14 protein-coding genes and 1 other annotated feature are annotated in these 21,753 nt (G+C 45.6%); of the genes, 11 read left to right on the top strand and 3 right to left on the bottom strand.

Going from position 1 to position 21,753, the window contains the following annotated elements; genetic code table 11:
* The first annotated feature begins 743 nt into the window (after positions 1-743).
* The 3 genes from secA to ACJ28U_RS04630 all read left to right on the top strand — a co-directional run bounded on the left by secA (position 744) and on the right by ACJ28U_RS04630 (position 5,159).
* On the top strand, positions 744-3,110 hold the full coding sequence (gene secA / locus ACJ28U_RS04640; RefSeq protein WP_099088466.1) for a preprotein translocase subunit SecA: 2,367 nt from the start codon (positions 744-746) through the stop codon (positions 3,108-3,110).
* Between the two features lie 65 nt (positions 3,111-3,175).
* The gene (prfB, locus tag ACJ28U_RS04635) at positions 3,176-4,291 is read left to right on the top strand and encodes a peptide chain release factor 2 (RefSeq protein ID WP_029237461.1); all 1,116 of its coding nucleotides are present in this window, start codon (positions 3,176-3,178) and stop codon (positions 4,289-4,291) included.
* A 268-nt stretch (positions 4,292-4,559) separates the two neighbouring features.
* The gene (locus tag ACJ28U_RS04630) at positions 4,560-5,159 is read left to right on the top strand and encodes a Crp/Fnr family transcriptional regulator (RefSeq protein WP_085639330.1); all 600 of its coding nucleotides are present in this window, start codon (positions 4,560-4,562) and stop codon (positions 5,157-5,159) included.
* A gap of 273 nt (positions 5,160-5,432) precedes the next feature.
* On the opposite strand, the gene ACJ28U_RS04625 is transcribed toward ACJ28U_RS04630, so the two are convergent.
* A complete protein-coding gene (locus tag ACJ28U_RS04625) occupies positions 5,433-6,449 on the bottom strand; it encodes a peptidoglycan bridge formation glycyltransferase FemA/FemB family protein (RefSeq protein WP_099088464.1) in 1,017 nt (338 codons plus the stop codon).
* 130 nt (positions 6,450-6,579) lie between these two features.
* On the opposite strand from ACJ28U_RS04625, the gene ACJ28U_RS04620 reads away from it, so the two are divergent.
* The 7 genes from ACJ28U_RS04620 (at position 6,580) to recQ (ending at position 16,231) form a co-directional block, all read left to right on the top strand.
* Positions 6,580-7,350 (top strand): TrmH family RNA methyltransferase, encoded by a 771-nt coding sequence (locus ACJ28U_RS04620; protein WP_407618548.1) that lies wholly within the window; start codon positions 6,580-6,582, stop codon positions 7,348-7,350.
* A gap of 49 nt (positions 7,351-7,399) precedes the next feature.
* Positions 7,400-7,879, top strand: coding sequence for an HD domain-containing protein (locus ACJ28U_RS04615; protein WP_010372317.1), 480 nt, complete (start codon positions 7,400-7,402; stop codon positions 7,877-7,879).
* 360 nt (positions 7,880-8,239) lie between these two features.
* Positions 8,240-8,569, top strand: a complete 330-nt coding sequence (locus tag ACJ28U_RS04610; protein ID WP_043708815.1) for a helix-turn-helix domain-containing protein — start codon at positions 8,240-8,242, stop codon at positions 8,567-8,569.
* A 676-nt stretch (positions 8,570-9,245) separates the two neighbouring features.
* Positions 9,246-9,450, top strand: a binding site (T-box leader).
* A gap of 60 nt (positions 9,451-9,510) precedes the next feature.
* Complete coding sequence (gene pheS, locus ACJ28U_RS04605) at positions 9,511-10,551, top strand: phenylalanine--tRNA ligase subunit alpha (RefSeq protein ID WP_043708816.1); 1,041 nt, start codon at positions 9,511-9,513, stop codon at positions 10,549-10,551.
* Between the two features lie 9 nt (positions 10,552-10,560).
* Complete coding sequence (gene pheT / locus ACJ28U_RS04600; RefSeq protein ID WP_407618547.1) at positions 10,561-12,984, top strand: phenylalanine--tRNA ligase subunit beta; 2,424 nt, start codon at positions 10,561-10,563, stop codon at positions 12,982-12,984.
* Positions 12,985-13,080: 96 nt separating this feature from the next.
* Entirely contained in the window at positions 13,081-14,292 is a 1,212-nt protein-coding gene (gene mltG, locus ACJ28U_RS04595; RefSeq protein WP_407618546.1) for an endolytic transglycosylase MltG, read from the top strand.
* A gap of 109 nt (positions 14,293-14,401) precedes the next feature.
* Complete coding sequence (gene recQ / locus ACJ28U_RS04590) at positions 14,402-16,231, top strand: DNA helicase RecQ (RefSeq protein ID WP_407618545.1); 1,830 nt, start codon at positions 14,402-14,404, stop codon at positions 16,229-16,231.
* 54 nt (positions 16,232-16,285) lie between these two features.
* On the opposite strand, the gene greA is transcribed toward recQ, so the two are convergent.
* Both greA and ACJ28U_RS04580 read right to left on the bottom strand, forming a co-directional pair.
* Complete coding sequence (gene greA, locus ACJ28U_RS04585; protein WP_099088458.1) at positions 16,286-16,771, bottom strand: transcription elongation factor GreA; 486 nt, start codon at positions 16,769-16,771, stop codon at positions 16,286-16,288.
* A 117-nt stretch (positions 16,772-16,888) separates the two neighbouring features.
* Positions 16,889-19,537 (bottom strand): YfhO family protein, encoded by a 2,649-nt coding sequence (locus tag ACJ28U_RS04580; RefSeq protein ID WP_407618544.1) that lies wholly within the window; start codon positions 19,535-19,537, stop codon positions 16,889-16,891.
* Between the two features lie 150 nt (positions 19,538-19,687).
* Between ACJ28U_RS04580 and ACJ28U_RS04575 the strand changes: the two genes are divergently transcribed.
* The gene (locus ACJ28U_RS04575) at positions 19,688-21,739 is read left to right on the top strand and encodes a peptidoglycan D,D-transpeptidase FtsI family protein (protein WP_407618543.1); all 2,052 of its coding nucleotides are present in this window, start codon (positions 19,688-19,690) and stop codon (positions 21,737-21,739) included.
* The last annotated feature ends 14 nt before the right edge of the window (positions 21,740-21,753 follow it).

Below are 21,753 nucleotides of genomic sequence, written 5' to 3'. Positions count from 1 at the left end.
ATTTCTCTGACAAAGATGACCCACGGGACACGCCCAACCGCGAGCACTGCCCGTGGCTCCCTTGCCGGTCGCATGCACCAAACTGGAAACTTGGGGTTTTGGCGCATAGACGGGCAGCGGTCGGGTCGGGCTTCTTTGTCCCATGGGTCATCGCGCCGAATTCCCCCAGTCCCATGCCAGCAGCCGAGATGTTCTAATCTAGTTTAGATAGTCATACACAGAAAAATGCTTGTATGGGCTTTCTGAATAGTGCCACCCATGCGGTATGTTGACGGCATTTCAACCCAAGACTGGTGTAGCAGATGAGATATTCTGAATTAAGTGAGCTAGCCATATAGCATCGGCTAAATGTGTGAACAGTTTGTCCATTTGCGTTTTGATGGATGGTAATCAAATGATTAGAGTAATTCTCGGCTGCTGCCACGTGGGTGGGGGATTGGCGTAGCGATGACAGTGGGGAACTCACAAGTTCGGCCGACCGCCGGTTAGATAAGGCGATAGGAACCAGCCCCTTAGCACAATTATTTGGGTGCTAGCCGGTGCTCGCGCCGGCGGAGTTTCCCAGCTGTCATCTTTGTCGAAGCCAATCCCCCACCCGCGTGCTTCGTCGCAACGCGACGACCAATGTCATACCCGACAGGATTCAAAAAGAACGCACACAATCAGGGCCTAGAGTGTGTTAAAATAATTATTAGCACCATTGGCTGTATCAGCCGATGAAGACCAAGAGGGAATAGGTAAATATGGCTAATCCATTACGTAAAATAATTGAAAGTGATAAGGGAACAATGCGTCGCTTGAACCGTACTGCGGATCAAGTTGAGACGTTTGCCGATGAAATGGCAGCCCTGTCTGATGAAGAACTACAAGCAAAGACGCCATACTTCCGTGAGCTATTGCAAAACGGCAAGACTTTGGACGATATTTTGCCTGAAGCCTTTGCGGTTGTCCGCGAAGGTGCACGCCGTGTATTGGGCTTGTACCCATTCCGTGTGCAAATCATGGGTTCTGCCGTTTTGCACGGTGGAAACATTGCCGAAATGCGTACCGGTGAAGGTAAGACTTTGACGGCCACGATGGCGGTTTATTTGAATGCGTTGCCACAAGAAGGTGTTCACGTTGTCACGGTTAACGAGTACTTGTCTGCTCGTGACGGTGAGGAAATGGGTGAATTGTACAAGTGGCTTGGTTTGACGGTTGGTATCAATGGGTCAGAAATGTCACCTGATGAGAAGCGCGCCGCTTACAACGCTGATATTACATATACGACTAACTCAGAAATTGGGTTTGATTACTTGCGTGACAACATGGTTGCCCGCAAGGAAGACCGTGTCCAACGTCCATTGAACTTTGCGTTGGTCGATGAAACTGACTCAATTTTGATTGATGAAGCACGTACGCCATTGATTATTTCTGGTGCACCTGCCCAAGAGAGTACACAATTGTACATTCGAGCAGATCGTTTTGTTAAGTCTTTGACGAAGGAAGAAGACTTTACGGTCGACGAAGAATCAAAGACGGTGTTGCTACAAGATGAAGGTATCAAGAAGGCAGAGCGTTACTTTAACTTGGACAACTTGTACGATTCTGGTAACACGGCTTTGACTCACCACATCGATCAATCATTGCGTGCCAACTACACAATGTTCAACAACAAGGACTACGTTGTCCGTGATGGTGAAGTTGTCCTGGTTGATGCGTTCTCTGGTCGTATTCAAGAGGGACGTCGTTTCTCTGATGGTTTGCACCAAGCTTTGGAAGCCAAGGAACAAGTGCAAATTCAAGAAGATAACCGTGCAATGGCATCAATTACGTACCAAAACTTGTTCCGTCGTTACAAGAAGTTGTCTGGTATGACGGGTACGGCCAAGACTGAAGCAGAAGAGTTCCGTGAGATTTACAACATGGAAATTGTTGAAATTCCAACGAACCGTCCTGTGCAACGTATCGACGAGCCAGACTTGTTGTACCCTAACTTGCGTTCTAAGTTTATCGCGGTTGTTGGCTTGGTTAAGGAATTGCACGAGAAGGGTCAACCAATCTTGATTGGTACAGTTGCGGTTGAGACGTCAGAATTGTTGTCTCAATTGCTTGACCGTGAAGGCATTCCACACAACGTTTTGAACGCGAAGAACCACGCCAAAGAAGCTGAAATTGTTGCCAACGCTGGTCAACGTGGTGCCGTGACGATTGCCACCAACATGGCCGGCCGTGGAACTGACATCAAGCTTGGACCTGGGGTGTCGGATTTGGGCGGACTTGCCGTTATCGGAACTGAGCGTCACGAATCACGTCGTATTGATAATCAATTACGTGGACGTGCCGGTCGTCAAGGAGACAAGGGATACTCACAATTCTTCTTGTCATTGGAAGACGATTTGATGATTCGTTTCGGTGGTGAGCGCATTAAGACGTTGATGGAACGCATGAACCTTGCTGAAGAAGACGCGGTTATCAAGAACCGTTTGATTACACGTTCGGTTGAATCAGCGCAAAAGCGTGTTGAAGGTAATAACTACGACTCACGTAAGAACGTCTTGCAGTATGACGATGTTATGTCACAACAACGTAACACGTTCTATGCCAACCGTAACCAGGTTATCGATGAAGAAGAATCATTGCGCAATGTTATCTTGCCAATGGTTGAGCGAACGATTAACCGTGTTGTTGAACGTCACGCCTTGGGTAAGGAAGACGAATGGGACTTGCAGTCAATTGTAGATTTTGCTGGGGCAGTGATTGTGCCTGACGACTCAATTGACGTTTCTGATTTGCAAGGCAAGTCACAAGACGACATTAAGTCATATTTGTACAACCGCGCGAAGGAAGTTTACGATCAAAAGCGTGATGCTTTGGTTGACGATGAGCAATTATTGCAATTCACACGTGTTGTTATCTTGCGTGTCGTGGATGCCCAATGGACGGACCACATGGATGCCATGAACCAATTGCGTGATGCCATTCAATTGCGTGGTTACGGTCAATTGAACCCATTGATTGAATATCAAAACGAAGGATTCCGCATGTTTGAAGAGATGATTGCTGGGATTGAATATGACGCCACGCGTTTGTTCATGAAGTCAGAAATTCGTCAAAACTTGCGTGCCTAAACACGAATTTAACGGGGAAAGTCGGGTAGCTGGCTTTCCTTTTTAATATCAAAGAGGAGAAAATAATGGAGCTTTCAGAAGCACGTCGTTCATTAGCTGAAATGGGCGAAGAAATTACGCGATTTGGTGAGTCATTGGATTTGGATGCTTTGAATGACGAAATCGCCGCAAACGAAGACGACATGGCACAACCCGATTTTTGGAATGATAATGTTGCCGCCCAAAAAGTGATTGATGCGAATAATATTTTGAAGGGGCGCCGGGATGATTATTTGAATCTGACGGCCGGTGTAGAAAATGTTGAAACCGCCCTGGAACTGTTAGCTGAGATGCCGGATGAAGATATGCAAGCCGAAATGGAAGCTGATCTTGAAAAGTTAGCCGCTGACTTGGAATCTTACCGCTTAGCCCAACTGCTTAATGAACCTTATGACAAGAACAACGCGATTCTTGAAATCCACCCGGGTTCAGGTGGCACGGAGTCTGCTGACTGGGGTGCTAACCTGCAACGAATGTACACCCGTTGGGCAGAACGCCATGGTTTCAAGGTTGAAATCATGGATTATCACCCCGGCGACGTGGCCGGCATTGATTCGGCGACCTTGATGATTACCGGGCACAATGCATACGGTTACTTGCGCTCAGAGCGTGGAGTGCACCGATTTGTTCGTATCTCACCGTTTGATTCAGCTGGTCGTCGCCACACGTCCTTTGTTTCAATCGATGTGATGCCAGAATTGGATGATTCAGTGGACGTCGACATTAACCCAGCTGACGTTAAGATGGACGTTTATCGTGCATCTGGAGCGGGTGGACAGCACATTAACAAGACGTCATCAGCTGTTCGTTTGACACACATTCCAACTGGCATTGTCGTTGCCTCACAGCAACAACGTTCACAATTCCAGAACAAGGATACGGCCTACGCCATGTTGCGTGCCAAGCTTTACCAACTTGAGATGGATAAGAAGGAAAAGGAACGTGCATCAATTGCTGGTGAGCAACTGGAAAACGGTTGGGGGTCTCAAATTCGGTCATATGTCTTCCAACCATACCGGATGGTAAAGGATCACCGAACTAATTATGAGTCTGGTAATCCACAAGGCGTAATGGATGGTGATCTAGATCCGTTCATTAATGCTTACCTGCGCTGGAAGCTTGCTGAGCAAAATCCTGACTAAAAGTAACAAAGTGCTTTTTTCACAATGGACGATTTATCGGAATGTTTGTAAGAAAGTGTTAAATAATATATTTCTGTACATTAATTCACAATTTTGAAGTAGCGACAAGCGCCTATATAAAGGCGTTTGTCGCTTTTTGTTTCATGAATGAAACATCATGTGTGAAGAAAGTGTGAATACTCTATTGCTAAATTTATGTAAGTACATTATAGTTATATATGTTAATTGATTCACATATTTTATTTAGGATTATTTAGGAGATATTATTATGATTTCATGGTTGCGTAACAACAAGGTTGCGATGTGGATTTTGACGGTTATCCGTGTTTACTTGGGATTCCAATGGGCGCTTGATGGTTTCTCAAAGTTGACGGAAGGCTTCACAGCAATCGGTTTGATTCGTAAGGCAATTGTTAGCCCAGTTGCTGATGCCCACGCTTCAGCTGGCTTTGCTAAGGAAACGGTTAAGAACATGGCTTTGATTGGTCAAAAGGTATCATTGGAAAACATCCACTATGCTTCAAGTGACCAATCATACGCATGGTACACGACTTTCTTGAAGGCTGTTACGAACAACGGAACGAACACGCACTTCTTTGACTTCGTTGTTGCTTGGGGTGAGTTGCTTGTTGGTTTAGGATTGATTTTTGGAACGTTGACTTTGGCAGCGGCCTTCTTCGGATTGATCATGAACTTCTCATACGTTTTGGCTGGTACAGTTTCAATCAACCCAACGTTTATCTTGATTGAATTCTTCATCTTGATGGGTGGTTACAACTCAGCACGTATCGGTTTGGACCACTGGGTAACGCCATTCTTGCGTTCAAAGTTGCCATTCTTGAACAATGACATTGAGATTAGCAAGTAATAATTACTGATAAAAATAAGCGACTAGAATTTCGGTTCTAGTCGCTTTTTTGTTACTTAGATATGTTTTTATCATCTGGAGTTAAGCCGGTGATAATAAAATCGATAACTAAGTCTAAGGTGATACCTAGCAAATCCATAAACATACAGGTTCCCCCAATCTTGCTTCATTAGGTTACCATCTTTGAAGTCTAACTTGAATAAGGGTTCCTTAACGAAAAAGCTAATAAAATAGACGCTACCAAAATTAGGTAGCGTCTATTTTTATCGGTGTTTATTTGCGAACGAGTTCATCGTACGTTGCGTCATCAAGCACAACGTCGATTTCACCGATGTATTCGCGGGGGTCATCCTTAACGAAGGTGCGCTTGAAGACGAACAAACCATCTTCAGGTGAAGCTTCACCGATACCACCCATATCATATAACGAGACGTTGCTATCCATAGCCCATTGGATCATTTCGGTCTGAACCGCATAAGGGGCGTAGTAGATGTTACCATCCATTGAACCAGCATACATGTACCAGATCTTGTCACCGAACTTGAATCCAACACCAGTTGAAAGCAATTCGCCTTCACGTTCCGCAATGTAGATACGCATAATATCGTCGCCAGGGAACGCTGCCTGCATCCGCTCAAAGTATTCCTTAGGACGGTGAGAAATACCGTGACGGTCGGCCATATCGCCGTACGTCTCAAAGAATGCATCGAGGGCGGCTTGATCGTTAGCATAACGTACCGTCACGCCATCGCGGAATGGACGCTTTAGCTTTGATTTCGTCTTTGAAGGGTATAAGTCAAGGGTTTCCTTCGCATCTGGCTTAGCAGTCAAATCGATGACCATGTTCAACCGTGGTTGGATAGTTGCGTGCATACCTTCATCAGCTACATTACGGTTACGCGTTTCATACCCGCGTGCGTGCAAATCAGCGTCCAATTCCTCTGAAAAGGCAATTTCAGGGTCAATACGCAATAGGTAGGCATCGTCGTTTGCCAAAGCTGCCTTAGCTTCTACAATTAGTTGATCAAACAAATCTAAGTCAGTCATATCCATGACAGGCCCCTTAGAAGCGTAAGCAAACTTTTTACCACTTGGCGTGTTAGTTAACAACATTGAAAGGGCAGCGACAATATCGCCAGCCTCGTTTTCTACATATGCATATCGAGGCTCCCAGTTATTCTTAACTTGGGCCCAACCAAGGTCTTGTGTCACCTGACCGAACTTTGAACTGCGGACAAAATCGTTGTAACGTGCGACCGCAGTTTCATCACTCATATCCAAAACTGGCATGATATCCTTCTTTCTCTTTGCTTTAAATTCGTCAATTAATTATTGTAGCTTGCTTAGTGCAACTAAGCTACAAAATACCTTAAAAATTATAACATAGGCAAGTTACTTAAATTCAGCGTATAATAGAACTATGGAAACTATTACATCAGTACAAAACAGCCGTGTTAAGTCATGGCAAAAGTTGCAAACGAAGAAGGGTCGCCAAGCAAGTAAGACATACTTGTTGGACGGCTGGCACTTGGTCCAAGAGGCCATTCAACACGAGGGTAAGTTGCATGCAATTATGGCAACGCCCGAACAATTAGCAGAGCACCAAGAGGCGTTGCCACTTGGCGTACCTGTTTTTGAAATTACGACGGACATCGCTAAGAAGTTGTCTGATTTGGTAACACCACAAGGTATTTTTGCGGAAGTATCTTTGCCAACAGCAACCCGTGAGCCACGTTTTATTCACGATGGCGCATGGTTATTCTTGGATGCGATTCAAGATCCTGGTAACATCGGTACGATGGTTCGTACAGCTGATGCAGCAGGTTTCGCCGGGGTTGTCTTTGGAAATGGTTCTGTTGATCAATATTCACCAAAGGCATTGCGTGCGATGCAAGGTTCACAATTCCACATGACACTCACAACGGGCGACTTGCAGGATTGGACCGCAGCCTTTACTCAAAATGATATCAATGTGTATGGGACACAGTTGGATCCAGAAGCTGCTGACTTGTTTACCATTCCAGCACAGTCACAATTTGCGCTAATCATGGGTAATGAAGGCCAAGGAATGGCCGCTGATTTGGCTAAGATGACGACTAAGAATTTGTACATTCCGTTGACTGGAGATGCAGAATCATTGAACGTCGCTGTCGCAGCTGGAATTGCAATGTTTGCCTTGAAGGCGCGCTAAGTTAAAAGTTAGAACGATTGTTCGTTAATCATGCAAAAGGGGGACATTTATGCAGGATTGGCAACGTGATAAAGCGTATTCAAATATTGTTAAAGATTTATTGGCACACCCACAGGTTCAAGAGTTGGCTAATTACACGCAACACCACCACTCTGATCGTTTGACGCACTCAATTGCGGTGTCATACGTCAGTTATCAATTGGGGTTGCGGTTAGGACTCAACGCAACGGCTTTGGCGCGTGCTGGTATACTGCACGACTTGTTCTTTTATGATTGGCGAACAACCAAATTTGAATTGGGAACGCATGCGTTCATTCATCCGCGTGTTTCATTACGAAATGCGGAGAAAATTACACAACTATCGCCAATGGAAAAGGACATTATTCTAAAACATATGTGGGGGGCCACAGCGGCATTACCACATTATCGTGAAAGTCTTTTATTGGATTTAGTGGATGACTATATGGCTATCGCTGAATTCTTTTCACCGGCATCAGCACGTGTAAAACGACTGTTCCATGCAAACTAATACAAGATAATCTAAATACCCTTTGTGAACGAAATTTATCACAAAGGGTATTTTTAGTATTAACTGGCCTTCATTTCATTGACAGAAAATAACCAAAAATTCTTCACTATTGCAAGAAACGCGCCATAGTTTGTGTTCATTTCGTCCGAGGTTTGGTCTTATAATGGTCACATATTCAGTTGTATAATGTAAGTATCAAAAGTGAGGAATGAGTTGTTGGGGAGCAACGCATTCTGCTTACATTTTTCAAGGGTTTAGACGTGCAAAATCTTGTGAAGAGGTGTACGATTAAATTACTTATTAAATGTAAATATAAACGTAAATTTTAAAAACATTGTTCAAATTTAGGAGAAGATAATTATGGCAGTAGCATCACACGAATTAACTAACACATTGTGCGACAAGTTCATCGCAACTTTCGATATTTTGGGACGTAAGTGGAACGGATTGATCATTGAAGTTTTGTTGAATGATGGTCCACGACGTTTCAAGGACTTGGCGCAAGCTGTAACGAAGTGCTCAGACCGTGTTTTGGTTGAGCGTTTGAAGGAATTGGAAGCAGCTGGCATTGTAGAGCGTCGTACATACGAAGATTCATCATTGATTGAATACGCTTTGACGGAGCGCGGTGAATCAATGCGTCCAATGATGGCTGCTATCCACGAGTGGTCAGACAACTGGAACGCCTAATTGCATAGCGAATGAAGTCGGTAGACACAGTGATGTGTTTGCTGGCTTTTTAATTGTCTGTTTGTCTGTGGTCTGGTCGACGCGTTGCGTCGAGACATGGGGCTGGGGGATTTCTCCGGCAAAGATTTTCTGCGGGACACGCCCAACCGCGAGCACTGCCCGTGGCTCCCTTGCCGGTCGCATACACCAAACTGGAAACTTGGTGTTTTTGGTGCATAGACGGGCAGCGGTCGGGTCGGGCTTCTCTGTCCCACAGAAAATCGCTCCGAAATCCCCCAGCCCCATGTCGGCAGCCGAGATATTCTTATTTAGGTGAGATAGTCATATACTTGCGGACGAACGTATGAATAGGTGAACTCGTTGAATGTTGGTGGATGAAAATCAAATCATTAGAAAAATTCTTGGCTGCTGGCGTGGAGGTGCGGGAGTGGCGTAGCGATGACAGGTGGGAAACTCACAAGTTCGGCCGACCGCCGGTTAGATAAGGCGATGGGAACCAGACTCTTAGCACAATTATTTGGGTGCTAGCCGGTGCTCGCGCCGGCGGAGTTACCCAGCTGTCATCTTTGTCGAAGGCACTCCCGCACCTCCACGCTTCGTCGCAACGCGACGACACACACCACTATATACAGAATGACTTCCCCTTGCACAGTGCCTAGAATGTTGTACAATAATATAAGAAACTTTGAATGACCTAGTAAGTTAGTGGGCTGTGTTAGAGAGTGGGAGTCGGTGAAAACCCATCAGCAGGCTAACTGAATTTCAGTCAGGAGTTCAGCGGTTGCAAGGCCGTTGCGGTTCATTTCCGTTAGCGAATGTCCGAGGGTAGTCGCATTGACTACTAAAAGTAGGGTGGTACCACGTTAATGAGCGTCCCTGCGACAATGTTTATTTGTCGCTGGGACTTTTTATTTTGATTTTAAATTTTAAGGAGACAGATCATGAGTTTACAAGACGAGCTCACACAATTGCGCGATCAAGCATTGGGCGAAATCGCGGCAACTGCGGACTTGAAGGCTTTGAACCAAGTACGTGTTAATTGGCTTGGTAAGAAGGGACCGCTAACAGAAGTGCTACGCGGCATGAAGGATTTGACGCCTGAAGAGCGACCTGTTGTTGGGGCGCTTGCTAACGAAGTGCGTGATGCACTAACTGAGGCCATTGCAACCCGTCAAACGAATTTGGAAGCCGCAGCTTTGAATGAAAAGTTGGCAGCTGAAACATTGGATGTGACGTTACCAGGCCGCGCAACGGCACAAGGTCAACCACACGTGTTGCAACAAATCATCGAGTCACTTGAGGATCAATTCCTTGGCATGGGTTACCAAGTCATTGAAGGACCTGAAGTGGAGCAAGACAAGTACAACTTTGAGATGATGAACTTGCCAAAGGATCACCCAGCTCGTGATATGCAAGACACGTTCTATATCACGCCAGAAATTTTGATGCGTACGCAAACGTCACCTGTCCAAGCCCGTACGTTGGAGTCACACGACTTTAATGCCGGACCTTTGAAGATGGTATCACCTGGTCGTGTTTACCGTCGCGATACTGATGACGCAACACACTCACACCAATTCCACCAAATGGAAGGACTTGTGATCGATAAGCACATCACGATGGGTGATTTGAAGGGAACGCTTTTGGCAGTTGCACGCAACTTGTTTGGTGAAGATCACGATATTCGTTTGCGTCCATCATACTTCCCATTCACGGAACCTTCTGTTGAAGTCGATGTGTCATGGAACGCGGTAACGCCCGACATGAACCCTGAAGATATCGAATGGATTGAAGTGCTTGGTGCCGGCATGGTGCACCCTAACGTTTTGCGGATGGCTGGGGTTGATCCTGAAGTTTACGGTGGTTTTGCTTTCGGCTTGGGACCTGACCGTTTTGCCATGTTGAAGTATGGGGTTGAAGATATCCGTAACTTCTACTTGAACGACGTGCGTTTCTTGACGCAATTTGACCAGAAAGGATAAGCAAACAAAATGAAGGTTTCTGTAAATTGGTTGCGTGATTATTTGCCAATCGAATTGCCAGCAAATGAGTTGGCAGAGAAGATTTCACGTACGACAGTTGAAATTGAAGGACAATACCAACCACAAGCAAACATGAAGAACATTGTGATTGCCAAGGTATTGTCAGTTGAAGAACACCCAGATTCAGACCACATGGTGATTACCCAAGTGGATGCGGGTGAAGATGAGCCAATCCAAATTGTGACTGGTGCACCAAACGTAGCTGAAGGACAAACGGTTATTTTGGCCAAGCACAATTCAATCGTTGGTGGGGGTCAAAAGATTAAGAAGGGTAAGTTGCGTGGCGTTGTTTCAAACGGTATGCTAGCTGCCTTGCAAGAACTTGGCTTTGATGACAAGGTGTCACCTAAGGACTTTGAAGACGGCATCTGGGTGTTTAACGATGTTGACGCTGCTGATTTGACGCCGGGCGAGAATGCTTTGCATGTTTTGGGCATGGATGATGATGTGCTTGAAACAGGCATTACGCCTAACCGCGCTGACTTGTTCTCAATGAACGGGACAGCTTGGGAAGTGGCAGCTATTTTGTCAGAAGAACCAACATTGCCAACGTTTGAATTGACGGAAACGTCAGAGAAAACAGCTGATTTGATTTCAGCCACAGCACCAGCTGAATTAGCACCTAAGTATGGTTTGCGTGTTGTTAAGAATGTTGCAGTGAAGGACTCACCATTGTGGTTGCAACGTCGTTTGTGGACCATGGGTATTCGTCCAATTTCTAACGTGGTCGACGTGACGAACTTGATGTTGTTGACGTACGGTCAACCATTGCACGCCTTTGACTTGGATACGTTGCCAAGCAAGGACATCACGGTTCGTACGGCTAAGCCAGCTGAAAAGATTAAGACGTTGGATGGCGTTGAACGTGAAGCATCAGCTGAAGATATTGTTATCGCAGCTGGTGATGAAGCTTTGATGTTTGCTGGTGTCATGGGTGGCGAGTCAACTGAAGTGACGGCTAAGACGACGAACATCGTTTTGGAAGGGGCTATCTTTGAGCCTAAGGCCATTCGTCACGCTGCTCGTGATCAAAACTTGCACTCAGAAGCTTCAACACGTTTCGAACGTGGTGTGAATGTAGAAGACACGTTCACGGCATTGGACCACGCGGCTGCTTTGATTGCTGAAATTGCTGGTGGTGAGGTAACTGAAGGTCGTGTGGTTGCACAAGACTTTGACTACGAAGCACCAGTTGTGAAGGTGACGACAGCTCATGTGAACCATGTGTTGGGAACTGAGATCACAGAGGCTGAAATCTCAGCTATCTTTGACCGTTTGTTCTTCGACTATAAGTTGAACGACGGTGAATTCACCGTGACTGTCCCAGCTCGTCGTTGGGATATTACGATTGCCGCTGATTTGGTCGAAGAAATCGCCCGTTTGTACGGTTACGATAACTTGCCAGCAACGTTGCCAACTGGTGAAACGACACCCGGTAAGTTGACGCCAAAGCAAGCGTTGATTCGTGCGACACGTCATGATCTTGAAGGTTTGGGCTTGAACCAAGCTATTTCATACGTATTGACGACGCCAGAGAAGGCAAATAACTTCAAGTTGCATGATGGTCAACCAATTCAATTGGATTACCCAATGTCACAAGATCGCCAACAAACGCGTGGTAGCTTGTTGACGGGCTTGCTAGATGATGTTGCCTATAACGTTGCTCGTAAGCAAGCTGATGTGGCTTTGTATGAGCAAGGCCGTGTCTTTGTTTCAAATGGGGATGCTTCTGTATTGCCAACAGAAATTGAGCACGTGGCTGGTGTAATTACTGGTAACGTATTACCTCGTACTTGGGCTGCCGGTCCACAAAAGGCTGATTTCTTTGCTTTGAAGGGCATTGTTGAACGTTTGTTGGCTAACTATGCGTTTGCTGATGACATTCGTTTTGTACCAACGACTGAACATACTGAAATGCACCCAGGCCGAACGGCGGACGTTTATGTTGGCGAGACGTTGATTGGTTTCGTTGGTCAAGTACACCCAGTGACTGCCAAGACTTACAAGGTTAACGAAACTTACGCCTTTGAGTTGAACGTTGACGCCATTTTCGATTTGCCTAAGGTAAAGGATGGCTATGAAGTGGTATCACGCTTCCCAGCCGTTGCCCGCGATTTGGCCATTTTGGTTGACCGTGATGTACCCGCAGCCGATTTGCGTGCCGCAATCGTAGCCGCTGGTGGTGCTTTGTTGCACGACGTTGAATTGTTTGACGTTTACACGGGTGAAAACGTGGCTGATGATAAGAAGTCATTGGCATACGCTTTGACGTTCGTTGATGTTGAAAAGACGTTGGTTGATGAAGATATTAATGCAGCTGTCGCACGTATTACGGCTGCACTTGCAGAAAAGTTTAACGCTGAAATCCGTTAATCTTAAAAAGACTGTAATCAAAAAGTCGTTGTTGCTGGTATACTAGACAGTAACAACGGTTTTTTTATAAGCCCAATTAGAACTAGGAGTTGCATAATGGACGATTTGAGTCGATTGAACGGTAAAAAGTCACGCAAAGGTCTTTGGATTACTTTGGGTGTGGTAGCCGTTTTGCTACTGGGTGGTGCCGGTTACGGTGGTTACCAATATTACACAATTCAAAAAGATAAGACAGATTACTCGGCGTTGAATGCTAAGAGTAAGAAGGATGTGCAGGTGCAAATTAAAGCTGGTTCTGACTCAGCTACGATTGCAAAGGATTTGGACAAGGCGAAGGTTTTGCGCTCTGAACGTGCTTTTATGAATTATGTGTTGACGAACAACGTGTCAGACATGAAGGCTGGTTACTATTTGTTTAGCCCATCAGATACGGTGCAAGAAATGGTTAAGTCATTGCGCCAAGGTGGGTCAGCTTATCCGTTGAACAACAAGGAAACGATTACGGTTCGCGAAGGCGAGACAATTTCAAATATCGCGAATGAAGTGGCAGCTAAGACGCACTTCACGCGTGATGAATTCTTGAAGGCTGTTAACGATGAGGCGTTCTTCAAGCGTTTGCAAGCTGCCTATCCAGGTTTGCTTGATTCAGAGACAACAAGTGATCAAAAGGAGCAAATCCGCTACAAGTTGGAGGGGTACCTTTACCCAGCAACTTATAATTGGAAGGATGCTAAGAACGTTAATGAATTGATTAACCAAATGGTTTACCAAGACTATACCCAATTGAAGGGCCAATTTGATGCAATTAAGAAGTCAGGCAAGACGGTTCACCAAGTTTTGACCCTTGCATCGTTGGTTGAACGTGAAGGAATCGATGAAGATAGCCGTCGCACAATTGCTGGTGTTTTCGAAAACCGTTTGGACGTTAAGATGCCATTGCAGTCAGATATTGCTACAAAGTACGCACTTGATACGGATAAGACGAACTTAAGCAATGAAGATGTTAAGTCAGATAACCCCTATAACTTGTACAAGTTCTCAGGTTACGGGCCAGGACCATTTAACAACCCATCATTGCAATCAATTCAAGCTGTTTTGAATCCTAAGGATCGCGATAAGGGTTACCTTTACTTCGTCGCTAATTTGAAGACTGGTAAGGTGTTCTACTCAAAGGATTATGATGAACACTTGGGTAAGTCAGGTGACTTGGAATCAACTAATGAATCAGTTGGTAATGCAGCTGATTCATCAAATGCAGCTAAGAAGTCATCAAACACAACGACTTCATCTGCAACATCATCAAACTAAAAACACATGCGAAAAGCGGCTTTCGGGTCGCTTTTTCGTTTGGCTTTACACACTTTCGGTAGCAGTCCATAATGGAGCGTAGAGTATTTTACACACATAGGAGGAGAGCATGGCGACAGCATTAGAGACGCTACAACAAACATTTGGCTATGGCTCGTTTCGTGAGGGGCAAGCTGAAATTATTGATGCCGTAATGGCTGGTCAGCGTACGTTGGGGATTATGCCAACTGGTGGTGGTAAGTCATTAACATACCAAATTCCAGCACTGATGTTGGATGGCATCACGGTGGTCATTTCGCCATTGCTATCTTTGATGAAAAATCAGGTTGATGAATTGCGTGAGGCAGGTGTGCCTGCCGTGACGTTGAATTCAACCCAAAATGATGAGGAATATCGAGCAGCAATGAACAGCCTGCTAAACGAAGAGGCGAAACTGCTGTATTTGGCGCCTGAACGGTTAGGCAGTGAGGGGACGTACGCCTTACTAAACCGCTTGCCAATTTCGCTGGTCGTGATTGATGAGGTTCACGTACTTTCGCAATGGGGGCATGATTTCAGACCAAGTTATCTGAACGCGGTTGGGTTAATAAATAATCTGGAGTCTGCGCCACGAGTGATGGCATTGACTGCAACAGCTACGGAACGTGTACAAGCCGACTTGGAAGCAATGTTGCACATTCAACATACGGTTCGGACAAGTGTTGTCCGTGATAATTTGACGATCCGCATTGAAAAAGGGTTGAATAAGCGGAGCAAGGAAGATTTTATTACTAAATATATCCGTGAACATCGTGGTGAATCAGGCATTATTTATGCGCCAACCCGTAAGATTGTTGAAGCGTTGACGGAAACGCTAACGGCAGCAGGGGTTAATGCAGTTGGTTACCATGCTGGTATGCCTGACCAAGCGCGATCGCAAGCACAAGATGATTTTATTTATGATCGACGTGACGTGGTTGTGGCGACAAACGCTTTTGGTATGGGAATTAACAAGTCGAATGTTCGCTTTGTGATTCACTATGGGATTCCAGGATCAGTAGAAGCCTATTATCAAGAAATTGGTCGTGCGGGTCGTGATGGGTTGCCATCTGAGGCCATCTTGCTGTACGCGGCGGCTGATTTACAGACGCAGCGGTTCTTTATTGATAACAGTGATAATCAGACGCCAGAGTACCAAAACCTGCAGAAGATGAAGTTACAGGAAATGGCGAACTACGGGGCGACACAAATGTGTTTGCAGCGCTATATCACCCGTTACTTTGGTGAAGATACGCTGGATTGTGGCCGTTGCACGAATTGCCTGGATAACCGTGATGCGGTTGATATCACGACGGACGCCCAAAAGGTGTTGAGTCACGTGGTCCGCATGGCAAAGTCACGTGGTGGCGAGAATGGCTTTGGTAAAACGCTGGCGGCTGAAACATTACGTGGTAAATTACCAGACAAGTTCCAATGGACCAATTTAGATCAATTGCCAACATTTGGTCTGCTACAAGGGACTGCTCGTGTGCATATTATGAGCTTGATTGACTACCTAATTGCGGAAGGTTACCTGCGCGTGACAGGGCAGTATGCTGGTTTGACTGTCTCACCAGAGGGCGTGTCGGTGTTGAAGGGAGAGCGTCAGGTTAAGCGTCGTCAAGATGTTCGGTCGATTGATGATCGTGTAAAGGCAGGCTCACCAAGTACGCGTGACGATTTGGATGATGCGCAACGCACGGTCTTTGAAGCGTTGCGAACTTGGCGTTTGGAGTTGGCCCGGGTGACGGAAATTCCGCCATTTATTATTTTCAATGATCGTACTTTGGTCGAGCTAGCCAAGCAGCAACCGCGCAATAATGCAGAGCTGATGGCTGTACCAGGAATTGGGGATGCTAAGGCTGAACGTTACGGTAAGGAAGTGTTGGCCGTAATTGCAAAAGCAACTGAAACTGAATAAATACAAAGAGGCTAGGACAATTTTGTCCTAGCCTCTTTGTATTTATTGATTTAATTAAGCCATATCAACGGCGATAATTTCAACGTCCATTGAAGCGCCATTTGGCAATGGCACTTCAACTTGGTCGCCGACCTTCTTACCCATCAAGGCAACGGCGATTGGTGATTCGTTTGAAATCTTACCCTCAAGTGGGTTTGCTTCAACGGCACCGACGATTGCGTAAGTTTCAGGCTCTTCGTCTGGCAACTCCTTAAAGGTTACCTTCTTACCAACTGATACTTCATCGTCAGCGATTTCTGATGAGTCGATGATAACAGCGTTGTCCAACATGTTTTGCAACGTGTTGATGCGACCTTCAACGAAAGCTTGCTCATCCTTAGCTGATTGGTATTCAGAGTTTTCTGACAAGTCACCAAAGCTACGTGCGATTTGGATACGACCAGTGATTTCAGCACGGGTCTCCGTAATCAATGTGTTCAATTCTTCCTCAATCTTGGCCTTACCTTCGACCGTCATTGGGAATGTCTTTTCTTCAGCCATGTGTGTGGCCTCCTATTTCTAACAGTTTTTTATTTGAAAAAATAATTGTAATCCCGTAGGTTCAAAAAATACGATACCACGGGGGCTGGCGTGTGTAAAGGTTCACAACGGCATCTTTTAAAATTGGTGCAATGAATGACGTCGTTTTTCGCTTTCTGACCACCCCAACCCAGCCATAAAGAGGGCAAAGCCAAGTGAAACAATCGCGCTAATCTTTAAGTAAGGTGGCGTGAATTTAAAGGTGACACTGTGCTCGCCGGGCTTTAAGGCCAAACCAATAAAGAATTTACCAACGGTGACAGTATCGGTTGCCTTGCCGTCAACATAGGCAGTCCAACCATCGGCGGCTGGGATCGTGGTCATCATAAGACCATTACCAGCCGGAATCGTGATTTGACCACTGATACGCGTTTGGCTAACGTGGTTTGGTTTAAAGGCATTGTGTTGTAGCGTCTGGGCTTGTGCACGGATGGAATCTGTGTTGGCCCGGTACAATGAAACGTTTTGCAGCCACAAATCATTCTTTTTCAGGATAAACGTAATGGTTTGCGTTTGTCCTTTCTGGTATGACGGTAGTGGCACGATAATCGTGTGACGGTGACTTGGCATGGTTGGTAGGGCCTTACCATTTAACTGAATTTCAACATTGTCATTATTCAATGCATCCCCAATCGTCAAATAGTACGGATCATCCGTGCTAGGCGTATAGGTCACGGTTAACGAACCAACGGCATTGGCGTTTTCTTTCTTCAGAAAGGCCCCTGTAATAGTTGTTGGTGCCGTCATGTTCGTCGCCGCTGAGCTATCAAAATTAGCGCTTTCGAAAATCGGGGTATTGTCATAACCAAGTAAAGCATTCCAGAGGTCGCTTTGATTACGCAACGGGTCATTATCTTTGAACTTAACGTTGAGGGCATTTGTGTTCGCTGCAAATGCGAGTGGCAACGCATAAGGGTTCTTTGACAGCACCGCCATTTGGGTGTGCTTGGTCATTTGATAATAACCGTTGGTATCACTCCGCGAGTAAGTGCGCATATTCGTTGGCGTACCAGATGTGTGTGGTTCTTGACCACTTGGTTGGATTAAGTAGCGCATCCCCAGCAAAGCATCGGAAACTAAAGTACCGCCGTTGTAGGTGATGTAATTATCCCCCTCGGGTTGACCAATGGCCGCCATGAAATCACTCTGTTGATGTTCAAGGGCGGAGCTAAATGTTGACGCACCATTGTAGTGCGCTTGGAGCGGATCGCCCTTGGTTCGCTGGAATGATTGCGCCACCCGGTAGAAGTCTTTGTCTGACTTGGGCAAATCTGCCGTAATCTGATTGAGGTTCTTAATGTAGGTTGTGTACTCTGTGTTTGTCAGGTAGCTGAAATTATTGAGAGACCAGATGGTACTGGTTGTCATTTCACCGACAACTAATAACGTCACCATTGGTAACCACCAGCCACTGCGGACTGGTAAGGCATGGAAGCCAAGGAGCAACAGGAAGAAGCTCCCGCCAATGATGAGTTGGTTTTGGGTCAAAAAGTTGAGGCTATCTAGGCGGTAGTAGAGATATACCACTGCAGCGACAGCCAAAATGAAGAGGCTGCCGAGTTGGGTCCAGGAGAACCGAAGTGTCGGTGACCACACGGACGCTGCCAGCCAGATGACCCAAAAACTAAAGACGTATGAGAACCGATAAGGGTACCAAACTGGGAACTGGAAGCCATGCCACATCAAGTTCAAAGGGGCGTACATCATTGAGACGACTAAGAATGCCGTAATGAAGAAAGCGACCAAACGAGTTTGCCAGCGAATCAAGCGGTAGGTAAAGAAGAACCAGAGCATGATAATTGGTAGACTACCAACAAAAATGTTTGGTAGGCCGCTTGGCATTTGGTCAAAGTTGAAAGTCCCTAAGAATAACTTGCCTAGTAAGTCAGGAGCTTGGTATTCAAACTTCCAACTCAAGTTATCCAGCATATGCTGCCCTTTGCTATTTAATAACGTGTAGGCAGTTGGTAACCAAATGACGGTCGACAAACCAATGCTGATAATGCTACCGAAAATAAATTTCCGTAAAATATGCCAGCGTTCCAACAAACGGTATGGTTGCCAGAATAAACGCCAGATGATGTATAACACGAGGAACAGCCCAATCATGTAGGCCATATAGTAGTTAATCACGAAAATCGCAAATAATGGCGCGATGAAGCGCCAAGCAGACCGACCTTCGATATACCGTTCTAAGCCGGCGATGATTAAAGGCAGTAAGATTGCCGCATCTAGCCAAAGTAAGTTGAGGTCATTCGCGACGAACCAGCCCATCATGGCGTAAGTCACACTAAAGAGGGGCAGTCGCCAGCCGTTTTGCCAGCGCATACTTTTTAACGCGTACGCGAAACTCCAACCGGCTAAACCGTACTTTAATATAGTAAGAAACAGAATGCCGATGGGCAGATAGACGTTGGAAAATGGTAATAATAATAGGTTCGTTGGACTTAGCAAGTAGTAAGCCCAGTCACCATATGTCTCACCACCTAACCCTTTCGCAAAACTATAAAAAATACTGAGCGGATCAGAAAAGAGGGCATGGCGATAACTTTCGAAAAAATCAATGTATTGTTGTCCCAAATCAACAGTTAGAATGGAACTTGACCCGAATGGTGCCATCCCACGGAACCCAAAATAGACCGTCATGATAATAACGGGTAGTAAAAAACTAATCCATAGGGCTTTTGTAGATGTGCGCCATTTTAAAGGATTTAAATGTGCGAACATAATGTTTTCTCCAATAATTTCAATTAGTACTATTAAACCATATAATAGGCCTGAAAATTCAGTGAATTCGTTGTAAGAGGTTAAGGTATTAGGGGCATAAAATATGCTACAATTAAACAATTAGATTGAATAGAAAGAAAGGGTCGAGTTATGCAATCACCTAAGCGCCGTGGCAAGCGACGTGTGTCAACTAACGGTTCGTTGTCACGTATTCCTGTCCGGCTGAATGTTTTGATGGGTATTGTTGTACTGATGCTCGGTGCATTGGGCTGGCGATTGGCAACACTACAGATTACGGATAGTGCAAAATATAAGACTGCCGTGACGAGTGCCGAATCCAGCGTCGAACAAGTTAATGTCCAACGAGGCATGATTTATGATAGTACCGGCCAAGCTTTGGTTGCGAATAAGGGATCACAGGCGATTACTTATACTAAGCCAAAAAGCATTACTGACGCAGAAATGTACGCCATTGCGAATAATGTTGGTAAGTACTTAACTGTCGATACGAAGCAGCTATCAACACCTAACTATGCAACGTATTATATTCAAGACCCTAAGCGTGCTAAGCGCGTGGTTGAAGCGAGTGGCACAAAGGCTGCTCCTGGTACGGATGCATACGTGAATGCGCTACGTAGCTACGTAGAAAAACATAAAAAGCGTTTCCCATTAACGGATTTGCAAAAGAATAAGGCAATGATTTACCAGAAGATGGCAAATTCATATGCCTTGTCAACGGTTTACTTGAAAGAAACTGATGTGACGCAACAAGAAATTGCAGATATCGGTGAGCGTCAATCAAAGATGCCTGGCGTTAAGGTTGGTATCTACTACACGCGTGACTATCCACAAGGTGATGCGATTAAGTCACTAGTCGGTGGCACGTCTACTTCAAAGTCAGGGTTGCCTGAAGACAGTGTCAATTCTTTGCTAACCCAAGGCTACTCACGTGATGATGTCGTGGGAACGTCATACTTGGAAAAGCAGTATGAGTCGACGTTAAAGGGGACGAAAGCCCGGGTTGCAGTCACAACTGATAAAGATGGCAACACGAAGGAAACTACCCAATATAAGGGTCAAGCTGGTGACAACTTAACGTTAACGATTAACGCAAAGTTCCAGAATGATGTGCAAGACATTTTGGAGAAGAATATTCCTGGTGGTAATACAACAGGTGCATACGCGGTCGTGATTAACCCAAAGACAGGTGGTATTTATGCAACAGCTGGTGTTAACCGTGATTATGAAACGGGGAAGCTAACGCCCGATGCCTTGTCGACGGTTAACCAAGCTAACGTTGTCGGATCTGTTGTTAAGCCGGCAATGATCACAACCGGATTTATGAATGGTGCGATTACACCAGAAAATAATACGATTACTGATCAACCAATTTCAGTTGCTGGAACACCAACAAAGTCATCATGGTGGAACCGTAATGGTAGTGGTAACATGCCATTGACAGCCGATACTGCTTTGATGATGTCTTCTAACACGTACGTTATGCAAGTTATGCTACGCTTGGGTGGTTTGAACTACTTCCCAGGTATGTCATTGGGTGCCTTGCCAACGTCTGTTTACCAAACGATGCGTGACGGATTCGCCCGTTTCGGATTAGGTGTGAAGACCGGTATTGATTTGCCTGGTGAAATCACGGGTATCAAGGGATCAACAAGTCGGGATCACATCGGTAACGCCTTGGATGAATCATTCGGACAGTATGATACGTACACAACGATGCAACTTGCACAATACGTTGCAACTATTGCAAACGGCGGTTACCGTGTCCGTCCGCACATTGTGCAATCAATTCAATCCCGTGACACGGCCAATAAGGTAACGACGACCACGACGATTCCAACCGAAGTCCTTGGGACTGTTGGTTGGACGAAGGAGGAACGTGACTTGATTTGGAAGGGTATGAATGAAGTTGTGCACAGTAGCTCAGGCTATGCCACTGGAACGCACTTGAAGGATGTTAAGCCTGAAGTTAGTGCTAAGACGGGAACTGCTGAAACGACGACGAATGGGGCAACGACTGTTACGAGTTCGTTGATTTCATTCGTGCCAGATTCAGACGTGGCCTTGGCGGTTGTTATTCCAGGAACGGACGACGCTGATGAAAACGTTAACCAAGCAATTGGGTCACAAATTTACGCTGCCTTTTGGAAGGATGTCCAAGACGCTGGGTCAGCTAACAAATAAGGGATAATTCCTTG

Origin of the sequence: Weissella sp. MSCH1 (genome assembly GCF_045799135.1) — a bacterium.
GTDB lineage: Bacteria > Bacillota > Bacilli > Lactobacillales > Lactobacillaceae > Weissella.
Note: the sequence above shows the minus strand (reverse complement) of the source record. Positions and strands in the feature narration are given on the sequence as shown.

Coding starts and splice junctions, on each gene's coding strand:
- secA (WP_099088466.1), top strand. CDS start 744: ATGGCTAATCCATTACGTAAAATAATTGAAAGTGATAAGGGAACAATG.
- prfB (WP_029237461.1), top strand. CDS start 3,176: ATGGAGCTTTCAGAAGCACGTCGTTCATTAGCTGAAATGGGCGAAGAA.
- ACJ28U_RS04630 (WP_085639330.1), top strand. CDS start 4,560: ATGATTTCATGGTTGCGTAACAACAAGGTTGCGATGTGGATTTTGACG.
- ACJ28U_RS04625 (WP_099088464.1), bottom strand. CDS start 6,449: ATGCCAGTTTTGGATATGAGTGATGAAACTGCGGTCGCACGTTACAAC.
- ACJ28U_RS04620 (WP_407618548.1), top strand. CDS start 6,580: ATGGAAACTATTACATCAGTACAAAACAGCCGTGTTAAGTCATGGCAA.
- ACJ28U_RS04615 (WP_010372317.1), top strand. CDS start 7,400: ATGCAGGATTGGCAACGTGATAAAGCGTATTCAAATATTGTTAAAGAT.
- ACJ28U_RS04610 (WP_043708815.1), top strand. CDS start 8,240: ATGGCAGTAGCATCACACGAATTAACTAACACATTGTGCGACAAGTTC.
- pheS (WP_043708816.1), top strand. CDS start 9,511: ATGAGTTTACAAGACGAGCTCACACAATTGCGCGATCAAGCATTGGGC.
- pheT (WP_407618547.1), top strand. CDS start 10,561: ATGAAGGTTTCTGTAAATTGGTTGCGTGATTATTTGCCAATCGAATTG.
- mltG (WP_407618546.1), top strand. CDS start 13,081: ATGGACGATTTGAGTCGATTGAACGGTAAAAAGTCACGCAAAGGTCTT.
- recQ (WP_407618545.1), top strand. CDS start 14,402: ATGGCGACAGCATTAGAGACGCTACAACAAACATTTGGCTATGGCTCG.
- greA (WP_099088458.1), bottom strand. CDS start 16,771: ATGGCTGAAGAAAAGACATTCCCAATGACGGTCGAAGGTAAGGCCAAG.
- ACJ28U_RS04580 (WP_407618544.1), bottom strand. CDS start 19,537: ATGTTCGCACATTTAAATCCTTTAAAATGGCGCACATCTACAAAAGCC.
- ACJ28U_RS04575 (WP_407618543.1), top strand. CDS start 19,688: ATGCAATCACCTAAGCGCCGTGGCAAGCGACGTGTGTCAACTAACGGT.